18 protein-coding genes are annotated in these 19,783 nt (G+C 72.9%); 15 read left to right on the top strand and 3 right to left on the bottom strand.

The genetic code is table 11. The annotated features are described in order from the left end of the window. A partial coding sequence (locus tag VG276_22205; protein HEV8652033.1) for a LuxR C-terminal-related transcriptional regulator occupies window positions 1-125 on the top strand: 125 nt, incomplete at its 5' end. 198 nt (window positions 126-323) lie between these two features. On the opposite strand, the gene VG276_22200 is transcribed toward VG276_22205, so the two are convergent. Further along, window positions 324-1,631 carry a sensor histidine kinase gene (locus VG276_22200; protein HEV8652032.1) on the bottom strand — a complete coding sequence of 436 codons (1,308 nt, stop codon included), beginning with the start codon at window positions 1,629-1,631 and terminating at the stop codon, window positions 324-326. A 328-nt stretch (window positions 1,632-1,959) separates the two neighbouring features. On the opposite strand from VG276_22200, the gene mtnA reads away from it, so the two are divergent. Continuing rightward, a complete protein-coding gene (gene mtnA, locus VG276_22195) occupies window positions 1,960-3,012 on the top strand; it encodes an S-methyl-5-thioribose-1-phosphate isomerase (protein HEV8652031.1) in 1,053 nt (350 codons plus the stop codon). 12 nt (window positions 3,013-3,024) lie between these two features. Next, window positions 3,025-3,231: a hypothetical protein gene (locus tag VG276_22190; GenBank protein HEV8652030.1), complete on the top strand. Its 207-nt coding sequence runs from the start codon at window positions 3,025-3,027 to the stop codon at window positions 3,229-3,231. A gap of 176 nt (window positions 3,232-3,407) precedes the next feature. Here VG276_22190 and VG276_22185 read toward each other — a convergent pair whose 3' ends face one another. After that, window positions 3,408-4,496 carry a lysylphosphatidylglycerol synthase transmembrane domain-containing protein gene (locus VG276_22185; protein HEV8652029.1) on the bottom strand — a complete coding sequence of 363 codons (1,089 nt, stop codon included), beginning with the start codon at window positions 4,494-4,496 and terminating at the stop codon, window positions 3,408-3,410. A gap of 88 nt (window positions 4,497-4,584) precedes the next feature. Between VG276_22185 and VG276_22180 the strand changes: the two genes are divergently transcribed. The 9 genes from VG276_22180 (at window position 4,585) to VG276_22140 (ending at window position 14,903) form a co-directional block, all read left to right on the top strand. Beyond that, complete coding sequence (locus tag VG276_22180) at window positions 4,585-6,105, top strand: phosphatase PAP2 family protein (GenBank protein HEV8652028.1); 1,521 nt, start codon at window positions 4,585-4,587, stop codon at window positions 6,103-6,105. 241 nt (window positions 6,106-6,346) lie between these two features. Continuing rightward, window positions 6,347-7,582 (top strand): glucose-1-phosphate adenylyltransferase, encoded by a 1,236-nt coding sequence (glgC, locus tag VG276_22175; protein ID HEV8652027.1) that lies wholly within the window; start codon window positions 6,347-6,349, stop codon window positions 7,580-7,582. 253 nt (window positions 7,583-7,835) lie between these two features. Further along, entirely contained in the window at window positions 7,836-8,747 is a 912-nt protein-coding gene (ppk2, locus tag VG276_22170; protein HEV8652026.1) for a polyphosphate kinase 2, read from the top strand. Window positions 8,748-9,072: 325 nt separating this feature from the next. Next, window positions 9,073-10,890, top strand: coding sequence for an ATP-binding protein (locus VG276_22165; GenBank protein ID HEV8652025.1), 1,818 nt, complete (start codon window positions 9,073-9,075; stop codon window positions 10,888-10,890). A 5-nt stretch (window positions 10,891-10,895) separates the two neighbouring features. Continuing rightward, window positions 10,896-11,306: a roadblock/LC7 domain-containing protein gene (locus VG276_22160; GenBank protein ID HEV8652024.1), complete on the top strand. Its 411-nt coding sequence runs from the start codon at window positions 10,896-10,898 to the stop codon at window positions 11,304-11,306. Next, on the top strand, window positions 11,303-11,686 hold the full coding sequence (locus VG276_22155; GenBank protein HEV8652023.1) for a DUF742 domain-containing protein: 384 nt from the start codon (window positions 11,303-11,305) through the stop codon (window positions 11,684-11,686). Before VG276_22160 ends, VG276_22155 begins: the two co-directional genes overlap by 4 nt. Beyond that, a complete protein-coding gene (locus VG276_22150; protein ID HEV8652022.1) occupies window positions 11,667-12,266 on the top strand; it encodes an ATP/GTP-binding protein in 600 nt (199 codons plus the stop codon). The genes VG276_22155 and VG276_22150 overlap by 20 nt, the downstream gene beginning before the upstream one ends. A gap of 133 nt (window positions 12,267-12,399) precedes the next feature. Further along, on the top strand, window positions 12,400-13,227 hold the full coding sequence (locus VG276_22145; protein HEV8652021.1) for a uracil-DNA glycosylase family protein: 828 nt from the start codon (window positions 12,400-12,402) through the stop codon (window positions 13,225-13,227). A gap of 242 nt (window positions 13,228-13,469) precedes the next feature. Then, on the top strand, window positions 13,470-14,903 hold the full coding sequence (locus VG276_22140; GenBank protein HEV8652020.1) for an amidohydrolase family protein: 1,434 nt from the start codon (window positions 13,470-13,472) through the stop codon (window positions 14,901-14,903). 4 nt (window positions 14,904-14,907) lie between these two features. On the opposite strand, the gene VG276_22135 is transcribed toward VG276_22140, so the two are convergent. Continuing rightward, window positions 14,908-16,122 carry a mechanosensitive ion channel family protein gene (locus VG276_22135; protein ID HEV8652019.1) on the bottom strand — a complete coding sequence of 405 codons (1,215 nt, stop codon included), beginning with the start codon at window positions 16,120-16,122 and terminating at the stop codon, window positions 14,908-14,910. A gap of 284 nt (window positions 16,123-16,406) precedes the next feature. On the opposite strand from VG276_22135, the gene VG276_22130 reads away from it, so the two are divergent. The 3 genes from VG276_22130 to VG276_22120 all read left to right on the top strand — a co-directional run bounded on the left by VG276_22130 (window position 16,407) and on the right by VG276_22120 (window position 19,782). Then, the gene (locus VG276_22130; GenBank protein HEV8652018.1) at window positions 16,407-17,648 is read left to right on the top strand and encodes a hypothetical protein; all 1,242 of its coding nucleotides are present in this window, start codon (window positions 16,407-16,409) and stop codon (window positions 17,646-17,648) included. A gap of 274 nt (window positions 17,649-17,922) precedes the next feature. After that, window positions 17,923-19,107: a sensor histidine kinase gene (locus tag VG276_22125; protein HEV8652017.1), complete on the top strand. Its 1,185-nt coding sequence runs from the start codon at window positions 17,923-17,925 to the stop codon at window positions 19,105-19,107. A 3-nt stretch (window positions 19,108-19,110) separates the two neighbouring features. After that, complete coding sequence (locus VG276_22120; protein ID HEV8652016.1) at window positions 19,111-19,782, top strand: response regulator transcription factor; 672 nt, start codon at window positions 19,111-19,113, stop codon at window positions 19,780-19,782. Window position 19,783 lies beyond the last annotated feature (1 nt).

The raw sequence follows: 19,783 nt of genomic DNA, 5'->3' as shown, positions 1-19,783 counted from the left end.
TGATCAGCGAGCAGACGGTCAAGACCCACGTCGGCAACGTGCTGGCCAAGCTCGGCTTGCGCGACCGCATCCAGGCGGTGATCCTCGCCTACGAGGTCGGCCTCATCCAGCCCGGCCTGCACTGAGCCCACCCTTGACGCCGGCGGAGCGTCCGAGCGGGCCTCGGGTGAGGCGGAGCGTCCGAGCGGCCCTCGGACGAGGCGGAGCGTCCGAGCGGCCCTCGGGCGAGGCGGAGGGTCCGAGCGGCCCTCGGGTGAGGCCGCCGGTCGCCACGTCGCCTGGAGGGCGAGGCTGGCTGGACGTGCTGGTCCGGCGGCCTGCGGCTACCCGGCCTGGTCGACGGGGAGGTGGGCGACGACCGCGAAGCCGCCCTCGGGCCGGGGCCCGGCCTCGAGCCGACCCCCGAACAGGCCGACCCGCTCGCGCATGCCGATCAGCCCCTGGCCCTGGCCGCCGGGCCGGCCGTTGCCGGCGCCGCCCGGCCCGCGCCCGTCGTCGGTCACCTCGAGCTCCAGGTGGCGCTCGCCGTAGCAGACGCGCACCCGGGCCCGGCTCGGGCCCGCGTGCTTGACGGTGTTGGTGAGCGCCTCCTGCACGATCCGGTAGGCAGACAGGTCGACGCCAGGGGGGAGTGGGGCCGGCTCGCCCTCGATGACCAGCTCGACCGGCACGCCGGCCCGCCGGACCCGTTCGACCAGCTCGGGGAGCTGGTCGATGCCAGGCTGGGGAGCGAGGGTCAGGGTCTGGTCACCCTCGCGCAGCACCCCGAGCAGACGGCGCATCTCGCCCAGGGCCTGGCGCCCGGTGGCGGCGATCGAGTCGAACGCGGCCACCGCCCGGCCCGGGTCGCGCTCGACCACCACCGGCCCCGCCTCGGCCTGCACCACCATCATGCTGACGTTGTGGGCGACCACGTCGTGGAGCTCGCGGGCGATGCGGGCGCGCTCCTCGGCCACGGCCCGGCCCGACTCCAGCTCCCGCTCGCGCTCCAGGCGGACGGCCCGGTCCTCGAGCTGGGCGGTGTAGGCGCGCCGGGTGCGGGCCAGGTCGCCGAGCATCCAGGCCGAGCCGAGTAGCAGGTACACCAGCAGGTAGTCCAGGAAGTCGGCCTCCGCCTGGGTGGGCAGGAGCGCGGCCAGGACCACCACGCCGACGACCGCCCCCACGATGGCCGCGGTCCGCCTGCTGCAGTAGGCGGCCATCGAGTACAACGCGACCAGCCCGCCCGGGGGCACGTTGGTGACCAGGTCGGGCAGGGGCGCGAGCCCGTAGGCCGTGCAGGCCGCCCCGACCACCACCGAGGTCGCGAGCGGATGGTGGCGCCGCCACACCAGCGGGACGGTCTGGGCCACGACCAGGACGACCGCCAGCGCGCCCCAGGCGTCCCGGCAGGCGCACTCGTGCCGCAGGGACCAGAGGATGACCAGGGAGATCCCCAGGAGCAGGGCGGCCAGGGCGGCGTCCACCGCGAGCGGGCTCAGGCCCCTGGCCCATGCCACGAGGGCCCACGGCAAGCGCGGTCGGGCCCGGTCGGGCCGCAAGCGCGGTCGGGCCCGGTCGTGCCCGAGGTGCTGGCTGGCCCGGTCGTGCCCGAGCCGCGCCGAGCCGCCCCGGTCGTCGTCGCTGCGCATGCCCATAGTATCGGCCCCGCGCAGCCGCCTCGCCCTCCCTCCCCAGAGCGATCTTGGCGGCAACGAGGTCGCGCCAACGACCCGGATGTCGTCCCGGGCGCGTCAGGCGGCGATCGACCGTCTCGACCGGCGACCGTCTTGAGCGGTGATCGTCTCGACCAGGGACTTGGGGCCGCAACGGCTCGCCCGCGGCGGCTGGCCCGCGGCGGCAGGGCCGCGGCGGCTGGCCCGCGGTGGCAGGCCCGCGGCGGCATGCCCACGGTGGCTCGCCCGTGACGGCTCGCCCGTGGTGCTCGCGGCTCGGCGGCGGGCACGGCAAGATGGCCCGGTGGACGTGGACAGGCTACGGAGCGCGGTCGACTGGCGGGACGGCCGGCTCGAGGTGATCGACCAGACCGCGCTGCCCGAGGAGCTGCGCGTGCTTGAGCTGCACACCGTGGCCGAGGTGGTCGGCGCGCTACGGCGGCTCGCCGTGCGTGGCGCCCCCGCAATCGGCGTCTGCGCCGCCTTCGGGGTCGTGCTCGGACTGCGCGAGCGCGAGCCCCGCGACCTCGGCGAGGCTCAGGCTGTGCTGGCGCGCGTCGCCGCCGAGCTGGAAGCGGCCCGGCCGACCGCGGTGAACCTGCGCTGGGCGGTCCGCCGGGTCGCTGCCGTCGCCCGCGACCAGGCCACCGACCCCGCGGAGCTCCAGCGGCTCGCCCTGGCCGAGGCCCTGCGCCTCCTGGAGGAGGACCGGGCCTCCTGCCGCCGGATCGGCGAGCACGGCCGGGCCGAGCTCGCCTCCCGCCGCCGGATCCTCACCCACTGCAACACCGGGCGGCTCGCGACCGCCGGGGCCGGCACCGCGCTCGGGATCGTCTACGCCAAGGCGGCAGCGCGCGAGCCGGTCGAGGTGTGGGCGACCGAGACCAGGCCGCTGCTCCAGGGCGCCCGGCTCACCGCTTGGGAGCTGGTGGACGCGGGCATCCCGGTCACCTTGCTGCCCGACACCGCCGCCGGGTCGGCCATGGCCCGGGGGCTGGTCGACAGCGTGCTGGTCGGCTGTGACCGCGTCGCCCGCAACGGCGACACCGCCAACAAGATCGGCACCTACAACCTGGCCGTGCTCGCCCGGGCCAACGGCATCCCGTTCCATGTGGCCGGCCCGATGTCGTCGTTCGACCCCGACGCGGCCGACGGCCGCGCGATCGTCGTCGAGGAGCGCGCCGGCGCCGAGGTCCGCTTCCTCGGCGGCACCCGCCTGACTCCCGACGGCGCCCAGGTCTGGAACCCCGCCTTCGACGTCACCCCGGCCGCGCTGGTCACCGCCTTCGTCACCGACGCCGGCGTGCTCCGCCCGCCCTTCGCCGACTCGATCGCCCGGGCCCTCGAGCGCACGTAGGCAATCTCGAGCGTGCGCGACGGCTTCCTGGGCGAGCGGTACTACGTGTTCGACGGGGGGTGCGCCACCTACCGCTTCAACTTCCAGGGCGAGGCGCGGGCCGCGCCGGTCAACGAGGCGACGCTCGCACTCGGCTTCGTGACCGGGGCCGCGGTCAGCGACACCCTCCTCAGGTTCACCCGCGGCTACTACAAGCTCGACCCGCCGGCCAGCGGCTAGAGAGCCGGACGGGTATCCGGCTCGGGTTGATTGCGCCGTTGCTGCATATGGAATAACCGCAGGTCATGAGCTGGTCTGGTTACCCGCAAATCGGACAATCGCTGATACCCGTCCGGCTCTCTAGGCAGGCCCAAGGCGACAACGTGAAGCTGCCGTCCAGGACGCAGAGGGATTCCTCATGACGGAACGGCCTGGTCAGGGGCCGATTCTTCGGCGTAGTGCAGCTGCCTTCTGTGGTACCGGGCCCAGATCAGGTAGCAGACGGCGCCCAGCGGGATCGGCAGCAGGTACGTGAGGGCCCGGTAGACGAGCACCGCGGCGACCACCTGGGTGCGGTCGCCGCCGGCCCGGATGAGCGCGGCGGACAGCAGCAGCTCGACCACGCCGAGACCGCCCGGGGTGATCGGCAGGGCGGTGATCAGGCGCGCGAACGCGAACGCGGCCAGCACCTCGATCCAGCTCACCTCGTCCTCGGACACGCCCACGTCGCGCAGGGCGAGCAGCAGTACCAGGTAGAGCGACAAGTGGCTGACCAGGGTGGCCACGGTGAGCCGGAGCCAGCGGCCCTCGAGCAGGTCGAGGGTCTGGGTGCGGAACCGTACGGCCGCGTCGCCCCAGCCGGTCGCCGGCGGCCGGCGCACCAGGCGCCGCAGCCCCGACCAGATCGTGCCGAGCCGCTCGCCGATGCGGCGGGCGGCGCCCTCGCGGGCGAGCACGAGCGCGAACAGGCCGACGGCCACGGCCAGCGCGACCACCCCGGCCAGGGCGCCGAGGAGCAGCTTGGCGTTGGCCTTGCCCTGGATGGCGAGCAGGGCGAGCGCCACGATCGGCATGCCGAACTTCACGAAGTTGTTCCAGATGCCGCTGACCGCCACCGACAGGCTGACCTTGGCGGTCGGGATGCCGAACGAGCGGTACATCGCGAACTGCACCGCGACGCCGACCGCGCCGCCGGCGGGCACGGTGTTGGCGATGGCGGTGGAGGCCTGGGTCACCAGGAAGGCCTGGAGGTACGACAGGCCGGGCAGCGAGGCCACCTGCACGGGCAGGTAGCTGAGGATGTTCCAGATCGCCGCAATCGCCAGGATCGAGATCTCGCCCCAGGTCATCGCCCTGATCGTGGCCCAAACCTCGGAGAAGTCGGCCATGTTGGGCAGGAAGCGGACGAAGATCACCGCCACCACGGCAATGGCGAGCACGATCTGGAGTGCCTGGCGCCAGCGGGCCGGGCGGCGGTGCTCGGTCGCGAGAGCCTGGTCCGCCATGTTCGGGTCCCCGATCCAGTGGCGCTGCCCGGTCTCCTGAACTGTAACATTCCGGAGGATGGGTGGCACCGGCGCCTGGGGGAGCGGGATGTCGACGCGGCAGGGTGGGCGGACGCGGTCCAGGGTCAGGCCCGCGCGGTCCAGGGTCAGGCCCGAGCTGTTCCTGCCCAGGCACGCGGGCGACGCGGTCCGGCTGGTGGCCGCGGTCGCGATCCTGGTGCTGTCGGCCGAGCTGGTGGACCGCAACCGCATCCAGGTGCTCGAGGTCGACGCCTTCCGGCTGGTCAACGACCTGCCCAGCGTGCTGTACCCGCTGCTGTGGGTGGTCATGCAGCTCGGCAACGTGGCCATGGTGCCGGTGCTGGCCGGGGCCGCCGCCCTCACCCGGCGCTACCGCCTGGCCGTGAACCTGGCCGTGGCCGGGTTCGGCTGCTGGGCGCTGGCCAGGCTGGTCAAGGAGCTGGTCCACCGGGGGCGGCCCGCGCAGTACCTGCCCGACGTCAACTTCCACGGGCCACCCGCGCACGGGCTCGGCTACATCTCCGGCCACGCCGCGGTGGCTGTCGCGCTCGCCTCGGTGGCCAGCCCGTACCTGGGCCGGCGGGCCCGCCGGGTCGCCTGGGGGCTGGCCGCCACGGTCTGCCTGTCCCGCCTGTACGTCGGCGCCCACCTGCCACTCGACGTGATCGGCGGTGCCGCCGTCGGCTGGGCGGTCGGCGCGGCCGTGCACCTGCTCCTCGGCGCCCCCGGCGGCGGGCCGTCGGCCGGCCGCGTCCGCCGTGCGCTGCTCGACAGCGGGTTGGAGCCGGTCGAGATGGAGGCGCTCGGCCTGCCCGACGCCCCGCGCTCGGCCCGCTTCGGGGCCACCACCGCCACCGGCGCCCGGCTGTTCGTGAAGTACGTCCCGCGCGAGCGCCGCGACTGGGACCTCGTCTACCGGACCTGGCGGCGCCTGGCCAAGCGGGGTGCGGTCGATCCCGGCCGCTTCGGCTCCCCGTCCCAGCAGGTGGAACGGGAGGCGTACATGACCCTGCTGGCCGGCGCGGCCGGGGTGCGCGCCCCCAGGGTCGTGCTCGCCCGCCCGACCGGCAACGGCGCCGGCCTGCTGGTCATGGAGTGCGTCCCCGGTGTGCCCCTGGCCGAGCTGCCCCCCGAGGAGCTCGACGACGAGCTCCTCACCGAGCTGTGGCGGCAGGTCGGCCTGCTCCACGACCACCGCATCGCCCACCACGACCTCGGGCGCTGGAGCGTGGTGGTGGACGAGCACCGCCGGCCCTGGCTGGTCGACTTCGACGCCAGCGAGGCGATGGCCCCCGACCGGGCGCTCGCCGTCGACGTGGCCGAGCTGCTCGTCTCTCTGGCTTGCGTGGTCGGTGCCGAACGGGCCCTGGCCGCGGCCAGGGCCGGCCTCGGGCCCGCCGCCGCCCGCTCGGCCATGGACCAGGTCGAGCAGACCGCGCTGACCGCGCTGACCCGCGACGACCTGCGGGCCGACCCGGGCCTCTGGGACGACCTGCGCCGCGGCGCCGCCGCGGGCCGCCCGCCGCTCGACGGGGCCGCCCCGGCACCGGCGCCGGCCGGGTCCACACCCTCCCCGGACGAGCGATGAGCGCCGTCTGGCGCCGGCTCGGCTCCTCGTCCCGCACGACCCGGCCTGCGGCCGAGCGGGTCCCGCCCGCCACCCGCCTGGTCCGCCGGCGCCCCTCGGACCTCCCCGACCAGGGACGCGCCCCGACTATGGATGGACGCGCCCCGGCTATAGTTGGGACGGTCCTTGTCCGGCCTACCGGCTACGTCCGGCCCACCGGCTACGTCCGGCCCGCCGGGCGCTACGGAAGTTGAGGGAACCCATGGCGCAGCCCCGTGTGCTTTCGATGGTCCTCGCCGGCGGTGAGGGCAAGCGGCTGGCCCCGCTGACCGCCGACCGGGCCAAGCCGGCGGTCCCCTTCGGCGGTGACTACCGGCTGGTCGACTTCGTGCTCTCCAACCTGGTCAACGCCGGCTACCTCCGCATCGTGGTCCTGACCCAGTACAAGAGCCACAGCCTCGACCGCCACCTGGCGGTGACGTGGCGCATGTCGCCGCTGCTCGGCAACTACGTCACCCCGGTCCCGGCCCAGATGCGCCGGGGGCCGCGCTGGTATGCAGGCTCATCCGACGCCATCTTCCAGAGCCTGAACCTGGTCTACGACGACCGGCCCGAGTACGTGATCGTGTTCGGCGCCGACCACATCTACCGGATGGACCCCAAGCAGATGGTCGAGCAGCACGTCGCCTCGGGGACGGGGGTCACGGTGGCCGGCATCCGGGTGCCGATCTCCGAGGCGAGCCAGTTCGGGGTGATCGAGACCGCCGAGGACGGCCGGAAGATCCGCGCATTCCGGGAGAAGCCGAGCGACCCGGTCGGCCTGCCAGACGCCCCCGACCAGGTGTTCGCGTCGATGGGCAACTACGTGTTCCGGGCCGACACGCTGATCGAGGCGGTCTCGGTCGACGCCCGCGACGAGGACTCCAACCACGACCTGGGCGGCAACATCATCCCCATGCTGGTCGAGCAGGGCGAGGCCGAGGTCTACGACTTCGCCGACAACGAGGTCCCAGGCGAGACCGAGCGCGACCGCGGCTACTGGCGGGACGTGGGCACCCTTGACGCCTACCACGACGCGCACATGGACCTGATCTCGGTCCACCCGGTGTTCAACCTCTACAACCTCCGGTGGCCGATCCTGACCTGGCACGAGCCGCTGCCGCCGGCCAAGTTCGTGTTCGAGCAGGAAGGCCGCACCGGGCAGGCACTGGACTCGATGGTGTGCGCCGGGGTGGTGCTGTCCGGGGGGACAGTGCGCCGCTCGATCGTCTCCCCCGGAGTCAAGGTCCACACGGGCGCGCTGGTCGAGGGGTCGGTGCTCATGCACGACGTGGACGTGGGCGGGGACGCAGTCATCCGCAACGCCATCATCGACAAGAACGTGGTCGTCCCCGAGGGCGCTCGGATCGGCGTCGACCTGGACCGCGACCGCGAGCGCTTCGTGGTCTCCGACGGCGGCATCGTCGTCATCGGCAAGGGCCAGAAGGTCGACGCCTGACTGCCCGCTGAGCCGTTGCCACCGAACCAGACGCGTGGTCAGCGAAGGCAGCCGCCTTGCCCGTCGGGTCGGACGTGCGACCGCATCACGTCAACCGTGCTTTGTGGGGAAGTGGATGCACACCCCGTGGCCCTCCGTGGGAGTCCAGCACGCCCGAGGGCGTCCGCGGCAGGTCGTTGTTCCATGTTCCCCGGAATCCCAGTACCGTTTCAGCCGGGTTCCATGCGGCGAACGGGACGACGAGGAGGAATCCATGGCCAAGCCGAAGCCGAAGCCCACGACCAGGTCCAAGCCGTCCCGCAAGCAGCCCAAAGCCAGCCCGACAGCCGCGGGCGACAATGCGCCAACTGCCCGTGAGGCCGCCGAGGCCGAGGAGGCGGCGTCGACGAGACTCGGCAAGAAGGCCTACGAGAACGAGCTGGCCCGCCTCCAGGTCGAGCTGGTCAAGCTTCAGGAGTGGATCAAGCACCAGGGGCTGAAGGTCGTGGTCGTCTTCGAGGGCCGTGACGCCGCCGGGAAGGGCGGGGTGATCAAGCGCATCACCCAGAGCCTGAACCCGCGCGGCTGCCGGGTGGTGGCGCTGGCCGCCCCGACCGAGCGGGAACGCAGCCAGTGGTACTTCCAGCGCTACGTCGCCCACCTCCCGGCCGCCGGGGAGATGGTGCTGTTCGACCGCAGCTGGTACAACCGGGCCGGCGTGGAGCGGGTGATGGGGTTCTGCACCGACGAGGAGTACCAGGAGTTCCTGCGCGCCTGCCCGGAGTTCGAACGGATGCTGAGCCGCTCGGGGATCATCCTGCTCAAGTACTGGTTCTCGGTGAGCGACGCCGAGCAGGAGCAGCGCTTCCAGCGCCGCATCCAGGATGCGACCCGGCGCTGGAAGCTCAGCCCGATGGACCTGAAGTCCCGCGAGCTGTGGGTGGAGTACTCCAAGGCCAAGGACGAGATGTTCCACTACACCGACACCAGGCAGTCGCCCTGGTATGTGGTGCAGGCCGACGACAAGCGGCGGGCCCGGCTGAACTGCATCAGCCACCTGCTGAGCCTGATCCCCCACCAGGATCTGACGCCCGAGCCGATCGTGCTGCCGCCGCGCCGGGACGACAGCGGCTACGTGCGACCGCCGATGAGCGAGCAGAACTTCGTGCCAGACCTGTATGCCTGACACCAGCTCCCTGCACAGTCCTGGCTCCGGATAAAAGGCAAACATCGGACTTCATGCCGGCGCCCATCCGTCGGCGTGGTACGAGCCGACGCCTATCCTGCCGTTCGCCGCCGATGCCTTCGACGGGCCATGAGCCATGGGGAAATGGATTGTTCGCGCAGATCGCTACGTCTATATACCAATTTGCCGGTGCAGACGACCTTGTCTGAGAATTCCGAGGCGTTCCGGGCCACACCGATGGGTCGATGGAAGAGCGCGGCGGCAGGCTCGCTGGTCCACACCCGGTCGTCTGGCCATCAAGCAGCAAGTTGGGGGTGGAACCACCGTGAGACAGCTGTTGGAGTATCTACCGCGGGGCAACACCCTCGACGAGCAGGCGTGGCAGCGGCGGCACAGGTTCCTGCAGTGGACGCTGCTCCTGCACCTGCCCGGGCTGTTCCTGCTCGGACTGGCCCTCGACCACGACGCCAGGGTCGTCGTCTACGTGCTCGTCGCCCCGCTGGTGTGCCTGCTGCTGGGTCGACACATTCCCCACCGGCGGACCGCCTCGTTCTTCATCACCGCCGGGTTGGTGTACTGCTCGGCGGCCCTGGTGGGCTTCTCGAGAGGCTCGATCGAGGCCCATTTCCATTTCTTCATCATGATCGGGTTCATCGCGCTCTACCAGGACTGGCTGCCGTTCCTTTGGAACATCGTGTTCACGGTGCTCAGCCACGGCCTCGGCTCGGCGTGGACCACCAATCTGATCTTCAACCATCCGGCTGGGCAGACGAGCCCGTGGGTCTGGTCGGCCATCCACGGGCTGGCCGTGCTCGCCGCCTGCGCCGGTGTGGTGGTGTTCTGGAAGACCACCGAGGATGAGCAGCAGAAGTCGCTGGGGCTGACCGAGGAGCTGGCTGAGGCGGAGATCAGCCGCCGCCAGTTCACCTCGGACATGCTCGTCAACCTCGCCCGGCGCAACCAGAGCCTGCTCTACCGGCAGCTCGAGATCATCAACCAGCTCGAGGAGCAGGAGCGGGACCCGGACGCGCTCGGCGAGCTGTTCCGCGTCGACCACCTGGCCACCCGGATCCGGCGCAACGCCGAGAGCCTGCTCGTGCTGTCGGGTGAGGCGCCGCCCCGCGTCTGGAGCGAGCCGGTGCCGCTCGTCGACGTCGTGCGCGCGGCCATCGCGGAGACCGAGGACCTGGACCGGGTCGTCTTCTTCCTCGACGAGCGGCTGGCGGTGCTGGGTCGCACCGTGGCCGACGTCACCCACCTGCTGGCCGAGCTGGTGGAGAACGCCGCGCGGTTCTCCCCACCTGATGCCAGCGTGATCATCCGCGGCCAGCCCTCGCCACAGTCGCCCGGCGCGTGCGTGCTCACGATCGAGGACTGGGGGATCGGGATGCCCCCGGAGGACCTCGCCGCCGCCAACGAGCTGCTCACCCATCCGCACGAGGTCGACCTCTCGGTGTCGCAGCGGTTGGGGCTGCACGTCGTCGCTCGGCTCGCGCAGCGTCACGGCATCCACATCTCACTGGCGCCGACGCGAGGCGCCGGCGTCACCGCGGTCGTGGTGATGCCGCCGAGCCTGTTCGCCGACTTGCCCGAGGAGCCCGCAGCTCCGGCGGTGCGCCACCACAGCGCGCCGGCCCAGCACGTGGTGCCCGTACCGCACGCCGCGCCGGCGCGACCGGAGGTGGCCGCTTCCGGACTCGGCGGCGACGAGCCGGCGTGGGGTGGCTGGTGGGAGCCGCTCACCGAGCTCGGTGTGGGCGCGGCCGCACCGGTGGACATGGTCGCCGAGCCGCCGGAGTCACTCACCGTACCGCTGGCGAGCGTGGACGCAGCCGCACCAGCGGCACCCGAGCCACAGCTCACCCGCCGGGTGCCCCAGTCGCACCTCATCCCGGAGCTGCGCCGCCAGCCTGAGCTGGCGCGAGCAGTGCCCGACGGCGCCGAGGCCCGAGCCGCGCTCTCGCGCTACCAGGCCAGTCGCCGGGCGGCACGGGCGCAGGTTGAGGGGGACGGCACCGCCGGCGGCGACTCGTCGCCGGGCGGCGGCGACTGGTCGGCCGGCGGTGGCGACTGGCCGGCCGGCGGCGGTAGCCGGTCGGCCGGCGGTGGCGACTGGTCGGCAAACGGCGGCGGCCGGTCGTGACGTCGGTGGGTGCGGTCGGCGGGCGGCTGGACTGGCTGCTGACCGACTTCGTTCGCGGCACCCCGGGGGTCATGCACGCCCTCGTGGTCTCTGGCGACGGGCTGCGGCTGGCCGTGTCGGAGCGGGTGGGAAGCCGGCTGGCCGACCAGCTGGCCGCGGCCACGTCCGGGCTGGTCAGCCTGGCCCGGGGTGCGGCCCGCTCCCTGGACGCGGGCCCGGTGGAGCAGACCATCGTCGAGATGGCCGGCGGGTACCTGTTCCTCTCCGCGATCAGCGAGGGCTCGTCGCTGGCGGTCGTCGCCGGCCCGGACTGCGACATGGGCATGGTCGGCTACCAGATCACGATGCTCGCCGCGCAGGTGGGGCATGCCCTCACGCCGGCCTCCCGGGCGGGTTCGGGTGAGGTGGCGTCGTGACCCCGGACGGCCGGCAGGGCGGGGACCACGTCGACCGGGTCGTGCCGGTGTATGCCTTCACTCGCGGGCGCACCCGCTCGGCCGGCCGCGAGATCCCGCTCGAGGCCCTGGTCGTCGCCACGGAGCTGGCCGCCTGGCACCAGGACGAAGCGGCGATGCAGTTCGAGTGGCGGGCCATCGTGAGGGCATGCGCACAGCCGATGTCGGTGGCCGAGATCGGCGCGCTGCTGGGGGTGCCCGTGCGGGTGGCGCGCGTGCTGGTCAGCGATCTCGCCCACGCCGGCTACCTCGAGCTGCACCTGCCCCACCGCAGCCAGGATGACGGTGGGCCCGGCCAGGAGATTCTAGGGAGGCTGCTGGATGGACTTCGCGCCCGCTGAGACCGACCGGCAGCCCCGCGACGCGAGCCTCGAGCTCATCCCGCTCAAGGTCCTCGTGGCCGGGGGGTTCGGGGCGGGCAAGACCACGTTCGTGCGGTCGCTGTCGGAGATCCCGCCCCTGTCCACCGAGGAGGACATGACCGCCCTGTCGGTCGGCGTCGACGACGTGGCGGCCGTGCCGGAGAAGACGACCACCACGGTGGCGATGGACTTCGGCCGGATCACGGTCGACCAGCAGATGATCCTCTACCTGTTCGGCACGCCCGGCCAGGCCCGCTTCTGGTTCATGTGGGACGAGCTGGCCAGGGGCGCGGTCGGCGCGGTGGTCCTGGTCGACCTGCGCCGGGTCGACGACTGCTTCGCCGCGATCGACTATTTCGAGGACCGCCGGCTGCCGTTCGTCGTGGCCGCCAACCGGTTCCCGGGCACCGACGTCTTCCCCGACGCCGCCGTGCGCAACGCCCTGGTGCTCCCCGGCGGCTGCCCGCTGGTGCGGATGGACGCCCGCGACCCCGAGTCCAGCCTCGACACCCTCATCGCCCTGGTCGAGCACGCCCTGGAGCGCAGCACCACCCCGTGACCGCCCGACCCGACGCCAAGTGGATCCGGCCGTGTCACCCGCCGCAACCTGACCCGGCCGCGCCGCTTGACTTGCGGGCTCGATGACGCAAGCGTAGCGAGCCGCCCGCGCGACCGCGACAGGAGGGCTGCCTATGGACGGGCACGAGTTCGACCCTGGCTACGTCGAGGAGCCGTTCCGCTCCCTGTGCGCCAGCTACCCGGGCCAGGAGGTCTACCCGCCGTCCGGCTTCCGGGTCGAGTGGGGCCCGGTGTTCCACCGCGGGCGCCTTGACGGCAGCGCCAGGGTGGTCCTCATCGGCCAGGACCCTGCCCAGCACGAGGTGATCGTGCGCCGGATCCTGGTCGGCGCGGCCGGCCAGCGGACCCAGGGCTTCCTGGCCAAGCTGGGCATCGACACGAGCTACGTGATGGTGAACACGTTCCTCTACAGCGTCTACGGGCAGGGCGCGGGCGAGCGGCACAAGCACGACCCCGCCATCGTCGACTACCGCAACCGCTGGCTCGACGCCCTCCTGGTCGACCGGGGGGTGGAGGCGGTGGTCGCCCTCGGCCGCCTCGCCGACGACGCCTTCGACCGGTGGCGGGCGACCCCGGCCGGCCAGGGCTTCGACGCCGCCTACGAGCACGTCACCCACCCGACCGCACCCGAGAGCGGCTCGGGCGGGAACCCGGACCGGCATGCCGCCCTGATGGGGGCCATGCTGCAGAACTGGAACAGCGCCCTCGCACGGCTCCACGAGCGCATCCGCCACCCCGACGTCGGGCGCGACCTCATCCCCTACACCGACCGGCTCACCTCCAGCGACTACGCCGCCATCCCCGAGCGCGACCTGCCCGCCGGGCTGCCGGCCTGGATGCGGTCGCGGTCGTGGGCCGACCGCGAGGGCCGCGACGCCGAGGCCAAGCGGGCGACCATCGTCGTCACCGTCCCCCCGGACGAGCGGCCCTGGCGGCCGTGAGGGGCCGCGGAGCCGGGAACGGCCCTGGCGGCCGTGAGCCGGCGCGGAACCGGGAGTGGCCCTGGCGGCCGTGAGCGGGCATGGGACCGGGACCCGAGCGGGAGCGGGCGCAGACCCTGGACCTGAGTGGGACGCGAGAGGAGAGGGTGGCGATGGCAGCGGGTGGACCACGTTCAGCGGGTGGACCACGTTGAGGTTGGGCGCGGCGACCGTTGAGTGGGACGCGAGAGGAGAGGGTGGCGATGGCAGGGTCCTCACGGCAGGCCGGCGAGGATCGATGGCAGGCCGGTGGGGATCGCGACCGGTTCGAGGAGGCGTACCGGGCCGGGGTCGTCGACCAGGTCCTCCCGTCGGAGGGGCTGGCGGCCGGGCGGGAGGTCGCCCGGGCCGTCCCGGCCGAGGTGGTCGCCTTGCGCGGCTGCGTGCTCACCCCGGACGTGCCGATCGACGACGGCTATGTGGTGGTCGGGCTCGACGGCCGGATCGCGGCCGTGCAGCCCGAGCCACCCCAGGGGGTGCGGGTGCGCGAGACCGGCGGGGTGATCCTGCCCGGCCTGATCGACCTGCACGGCCACCCCGAGTTCAACGTGTTCGCGGCCTGGGAGCCACCGCGGCCGTTCACCAACCGCTACCAGTGGCGCGGTAGCGACCTCTACCAGGCGCTGGTCCGGGACCCGCAGAACCGGCTGCTGGAGGCGCTGCCCACCGGCACCCAGCTCCGCTACGCCGAGGTCCGGGCGGTGGCGGGCGGGACCACCGCGATCCAGGGGGCCAGCGGCCGGACCAGGAGCGCCGACGAGGCGCTGGTCCGCAACGTCGACCTGCGCATCTTCGGCGAGCACAAGGCCCGGTCCATGATCGACCTGCCCTCGGCCGGGTCGCGCGACTTCGACCGGCTGCAGCAGATCCTGGCCGCGATCGGCGCCGGGGAGGTCACCGCGTTCTACCTCCACCTCGCCGAGGGCAGAGGCGACGACCAGCGCTCCCAGCGCGAGTTCGACCGGCTGGTGGAGTTCGGCGCGCTCACCCCGGCCACAGTCCTTATCCACGGCTGCGCGCTCACCCGCGAGCAGCTCGGCCAGGTCGCCGATGCCGGCGCCAAGCTCGTCTGGTCGCCCCAGAGCAACCTGCGGCTGTACGGGGAGACCACCCGGGCCGCCGACGCCCTCGAGGTCGGCGTTGCGGTGGGGCTCGGCGCCGACTGGCTGCCGAGCGGCAGCACCAGCCTGCTCGCCGAGCTCAAGGTGGCCGCGCGGGTGCTCGCCGCTCAGGGCCACCAGCCCGACCCGCGCCAGATGGTGGCCATGGTGACCGGCACCGCCGCGCGCATCGCCGGGCTCGACGACCACCTCGGCGCGCTCCGGCCCGGCCGGCCTGCCGACCTCCTGGTGCTCGAGCGCCATTACGACGACCCCTGGGAGAACGTGCTGGCCGCCGACCCGTCCTGGGTCGAGCTGGTGATGGTGGACGGTGACCTCACCTACGGCCGGGCCGACTGGGTGACCGAGCTGGCCGAGGACACCAGCCGCCTGGAGCCGCTGGTCGCTTGGGGTAAGCGGATGCTGCTCGACTCGAGCTTCCAGGCCCGCCCGGACGGCGTGCCGCCGCCGACCCTGGCCCAGCTCCGCGCCGACCTGATCGGACAATATCCTCAGGTAGGTCCGATATTTGCGTGACGCACTAGCGCGTCTGGTCTCGGCGACGGGCCGTCGTCGCCCCGCCGTCATGGTCGGTGGCCCCGTCCCGGTCGGTGGCCCCGTCCCGGTCGGTGGCCGTGTCACGGTCGGTGGCCCCGCCGCGATCCGTGGCCCCGTCCCGGCCCCCGTCCCGGCCCCCGGCCCCGTCGCGGCTGGCGGCTGGGTCGATGGGATCCGGGTCGGGATCGGCGGGGTGCCGCTCGGGCCATACCGTCTCCACCACCAGCGGGATCGCCACGCCCTCGCGCTCGAACGCGGCCTTGATGCGGGCACGCAGCTCGCGTTCGACCTTCCACTGCTCGAGCGGGCGGGTCTTGGCCACCAGGCGCACCTTGACGCCATTCGCGCCCAGCTCCTCCACCCCCCACACCTCGGGCCGCTCGAGCAGCAGGCCCGACCACTCCTCGTCGCGCCACAGCTCCTCGGCCACCCGCTCGAGCACCTGGGTGGCGTGCGGGAGGTCGCTGGACCAGGCCACCTCGATGTCCAGCAGCGCCCGCGACCAGCCCTGGGACATGTTGCCGACCCGGCGGATCTCCCCGTTGGGGACGTGCCAGAGGACCCCGTCGATGTCCCTGACGCGGGTGCTTCGCAACCCGACCCCCTCGACCGTGCCGGTGGCCGGGCCGACGTCGATCACGTCGCCGATCCCGTACTGATCCTCGAGCAGCATGAAGATGCCCGAAATGAGGTCGCGCACCAGGTGCTGGGCGCCGAACCCGAGGGCCACCCCGACGATCCCGGCCCCGGCCACCAGCGGTCCCAGGTTGACCCCGATGGTCTCCAGGGCGGTCAGCACGGCCATGCTCCAGATCGCCACCGAGGCGGCGTTCTGCAGCAGACCACCGATGGTCTGGGCGCGCTGCAGCCGGCGCAGGGTCGGCAGCTCGTCGGAGGGGTCCAGGACCGGCAGACGCAGGCTGTCGAGTCCCCGCTGCACCTTGTCCTTGGTCATCGACGCCACCAGCCGGCGGACGGCCCGGCGCACGAGCCGGTTGACCACGAACGCGACCGCCAGGATCAGCAGCACCCCGGCTGGGCGGGCCAGCAGCAGGTCGGCCAGGCGGGCCAGGGCGGCGTTGCTGGTCGCCTCGTACACCGAGGTGCAGATGGCGCCCGCCTGCTCGGCGGGGCCGCATGCCTCCCTGAGAGACGCGCCGCTCGGAGGGAGGGCGAGCAAGAGGACTTGCAGGAGCACGCGATCACCCGCCGGTGCGGTCGAGGTGGTCGGGAGGTCAGGACGCCGGACGCCAGCCCGGCCTCGACCCTACCGGCGCCGCGCCGATCCCGCCAGTGGCCCGGGCGGAACCGCGCACCTGCGTGCCGGGCTTCGGTGGGACGGTGGCCAGGATGCGAAGGCCTTCGCACGCACCCGGAGGCCGGCGCCAGGACCGGAACGAGCGGGTCCTGCTCCCTGGCCGTCGCAGGGGACCAGCAACTACAGTGAGCCGCCGCTGGCCGGTCGACCTAGACGGAGGTGCCGTGGTCACCCACCTGATCGGACTGCTGCTCGGTACCGAGGACGACTGGCCGACCGCCTTCGAGGAGTACCTCGGCCGGCTCGCGCCGCGCATCCACCACGGCGGCCAGACCCACGAGGTGACCACCGAGCGCGTCACGATCGAACCGTTCGGCCTGCGCCAGCCGGCCCGCCACGCGCTGGTCGTCGACCGGCTGTCCTACTGGTACGACCACCCGCGCGAGTGGCTCAAGAAGCTCGCTCTTCTCGACCAGACCTACCTGCTCAACAACCCCTTCACGTTCCAGTCGATGGAGAAGCACGCCGGGTACTGCGCGGCGATGCGGCTGGGGTTCGACGTGCCCGAGACCTGGCTGCTGCCCCACAAGGTCCCACCCGACAACGAGCGCTTCGCCCCCACCGCCTCGCGCTACAACCGCGCGTTCGACCTGGGGGCGGTGGGGGAGCGGGTCGGGTATCCGATGTACATGAAGCCGTTCCACGGCGGCGGCTGGGTGAACGTGACCCGTATCGGCGACCCTGAGGAGCTTCACCGTGCCTACGACGCCTCCGGGCGGGAGCTGATGCACGTCCAAGCCGGCGTCGAGGGCTACGACGTCTTCACCCGCGGGCTGGCCATCGGGCCGCAGACGCAGGTGATGCACTACGACCCGACCCGGCCGCTCCACCTGCGCTACCAGGTCGACCACGGGTTCCTGACGCCGGAGCTGGGCAACGAGGTGGTCACCTTCGGCATGCTGGTCGGCGCCTTCTTCCGATGGGAGTTCAACTCCTTCGAGGTGGTCGTCCGCGACGGCCGCACCTACCCGATCGACTTCGCCAACGCCACCCCGGACATGGCCCTGATCAGCCTGGGCTACTACTTCCCGTGGGCCATCACAGCCCTGGCCAAGTGGTCGCTGTACTGCGTGACCACCGGCCGGGCGATGCGGCTGGACACCGAGATCAGCCGCTGGTACGCGGTCGCCGACGATCCCGAGCTCGAGTGGGAGGAGAAGCTGGCCGCCTACCGGGCGCTGGTCGACGACTACTACGAGGTGGACCGCTTCACCCAGTTCTGCGACCAGCACCTGGCCTCCGCCGACGACTGCATGCGCGACTACGTCCAGAGCGCCCAGTTCGACGACCTACTGGTCACCACGATCCAGCACGCGTTCCCGCCGCACGAGCACGAGCAGTTCGTCGCCCACTACCGCGGCCTGCTCGGCGCCTGGGCCGCCGACCAGCTCCGGTCGGGGCGGTGAGAGCCAACACAAGGACCATCGTCTCGTCCGCTGAGCACCTACGAGGTGGACGCCGTGCTCCTGTTCGGGACCCGTGGGTCGTCAAGGGAATCACTTCGCTGCAGGGCCGGCTCGCGCGTCGTCTGCTTGGCGCCGGCTACTGAGGACGGCTGGCGAGATCGTCCTGTGGAGCGACGGGATGCAGGTACAGGCCATGCCGATACCCTGACAGTGGTAGCCGGGCCGCACCCCACGGGGGATGCCGGGTCGGGCGCCGGTCCCCTACCGTAGCCGCATGGAGACGCGCCTGTGGGAGCGGCTGCGGCGGGTGCCCGCGCCGGTGGTCGACGCCGGCCTGGCCGTGGCGGTCGTGGTCGTCAACGTGATCGCGATCGGCGTGGCGACCGAGCCAGGCTCACGGCCGCTGAACCCGCTCGCCTACGCGCTGGCCGCCAGCTACGGTGTCCTGTTGCTGGCCAGGCGACGCTGGCCGCTCGGCGTGCTGCTGGCGTCGACCGCGGCCCTGTTCCTCTACTACTCGCTCGACTACCCGGGCGTCAGCCCGGCCTTCCCGCTGGCGGTCGCGCTGTACACGGCCGCGGTCGCCGGGTATTTCCGCTGGGGCCTGCTGGTCACCGCGTTCTTCATGACCGCTGGCGTGTTCGTCACCGGCGTCAGGGAGGGGACGCCGCCGGCCGAGGTGTTCGCCGGCTTCCTCCCCCAGGCCTCGCTGCTGGTCACCCTGCTGCTGCTCGGCGAGGCGGTGCGCAGCCGCCAGGCGTGGCTGGCCGAGGTGCGCGAGCGGCTGGCCCGCGCGGAGGTCGAGCGCGAGCGGGAGGCGGCGCGCCGGGTGGAGCAGGAGCGGCTGCGGATCGCCCGCGAGCTGCACGACGTCATGGCGCACACGATCTCGGTCATCACCGTGCAGGCCGGGGTGGCCGCCGACGTGCTGGCCGACGCCCCCGATGAGGCCCGGCAGGCGCTCGGCACGATCCGGGCGGCCAGCCGGGAGGCGATGGCCGAGCTGCGGGCCACCGTGGGCGTGCTGCGCGGCGGCGATGGCCAGAGCGCCCCGCTGGCGCCGACGCCCGGCCTCAGCCAGCTCGACGGCCTGCTCGAGGCCGCCCGCCGCGGGGGCTTGCGCGTCGAGACCGTGGTGGCCGGCGACCCGCGACCGCTGCCACCGGCGGTCGACCTGACCGCCTACCGGATTCTGCAGGAGTCGCTCACCAACGTGGCCCGCCACGCCCAGGCGACCACCGCGAGGGTGGCGGTCCGCTACCAGCCCGACAGCGTCGTCATCGAGGTCTGCGACGACGGGCGCGGCGCGGCCGGCGCGCCCGCCGCAGTGCAGCGCGGCCACGGCCTGGCGGGCATGGCGGAGCGGGCGGCGGCGGTCGGCGGACGGCTGGAGGTCGGCCCGCGGCCCGCCGGCGGGTTCCGGGTCTGGTCGTCGCTCCCGGCCGAGCGGGGGGTGTGAGCCATGCCGCCGATCCGGGTGCTGCTCGCCGACGACCAGAAGCTGGTCCGGGCCGGGTTCCGGGTGCTGCTGGAGCGCGGCGACGACATCGAGGTGGTCGGGGACGTCGCCGACGGCGCGGAGGCGGTCGACGCGGCCAGGGCGGCGCGCCCCGACGTCGTGCTCATGGACATCCGCATGCCGGTGCTGGACGGCCTGGAGGCGACCAGGCGGATCGTCGCCGACGAGCTGCTCGCTGGCGTGCGCGTGGTCGTGCTGACCACGTTCGAGCTCGACGAGTATGTCTTCGAGGCGCTGCGCGCCGGAGCCAGCGGCTTCCTGCTCAAGGACATCGACCCCGACGACCTGCGCCAGGCGGTGCGGGTGGTGGCCGGCGGCGACGCGCTGTTGTCGCCGAGCGTCACCCGCCGGCTGATCACCGAGTTCGCGACCCGGCCCGCCCGGCCGCCGAGCGACCCCGCGCGGCTGGCGGCGCTGACCGAGCGGGAGCGCGAGGTGCTGGCCCTGGTGGCCGGCGGCCTCTCCAACCAGGAGATCGGCCAGCGCCTGTTCATGAGCCCGGCGACTGCCAAGACCCACGTGAGCCGGGCCATGGCCAAGCTCGGCGCCCGCGATCGCGCCCAGCTGGTCGTGGTCGCCTACGAGACCGGCCTGGTCACCCCCGGCCAGTCCTGAG

The organism is Actinomycetes bacterium, assembly GCA_036000965.1.
Lineage (GTDB): Bacteria > Actinomycetota > CALGFH01 > CALGFH01 > CALGFH01 > DASYUT01.
The sequence above is the reverse complement of the archived record's forward strand: the minus strand, read 5'-3'. Positions and strand labels throughout refer to the sequence as shown.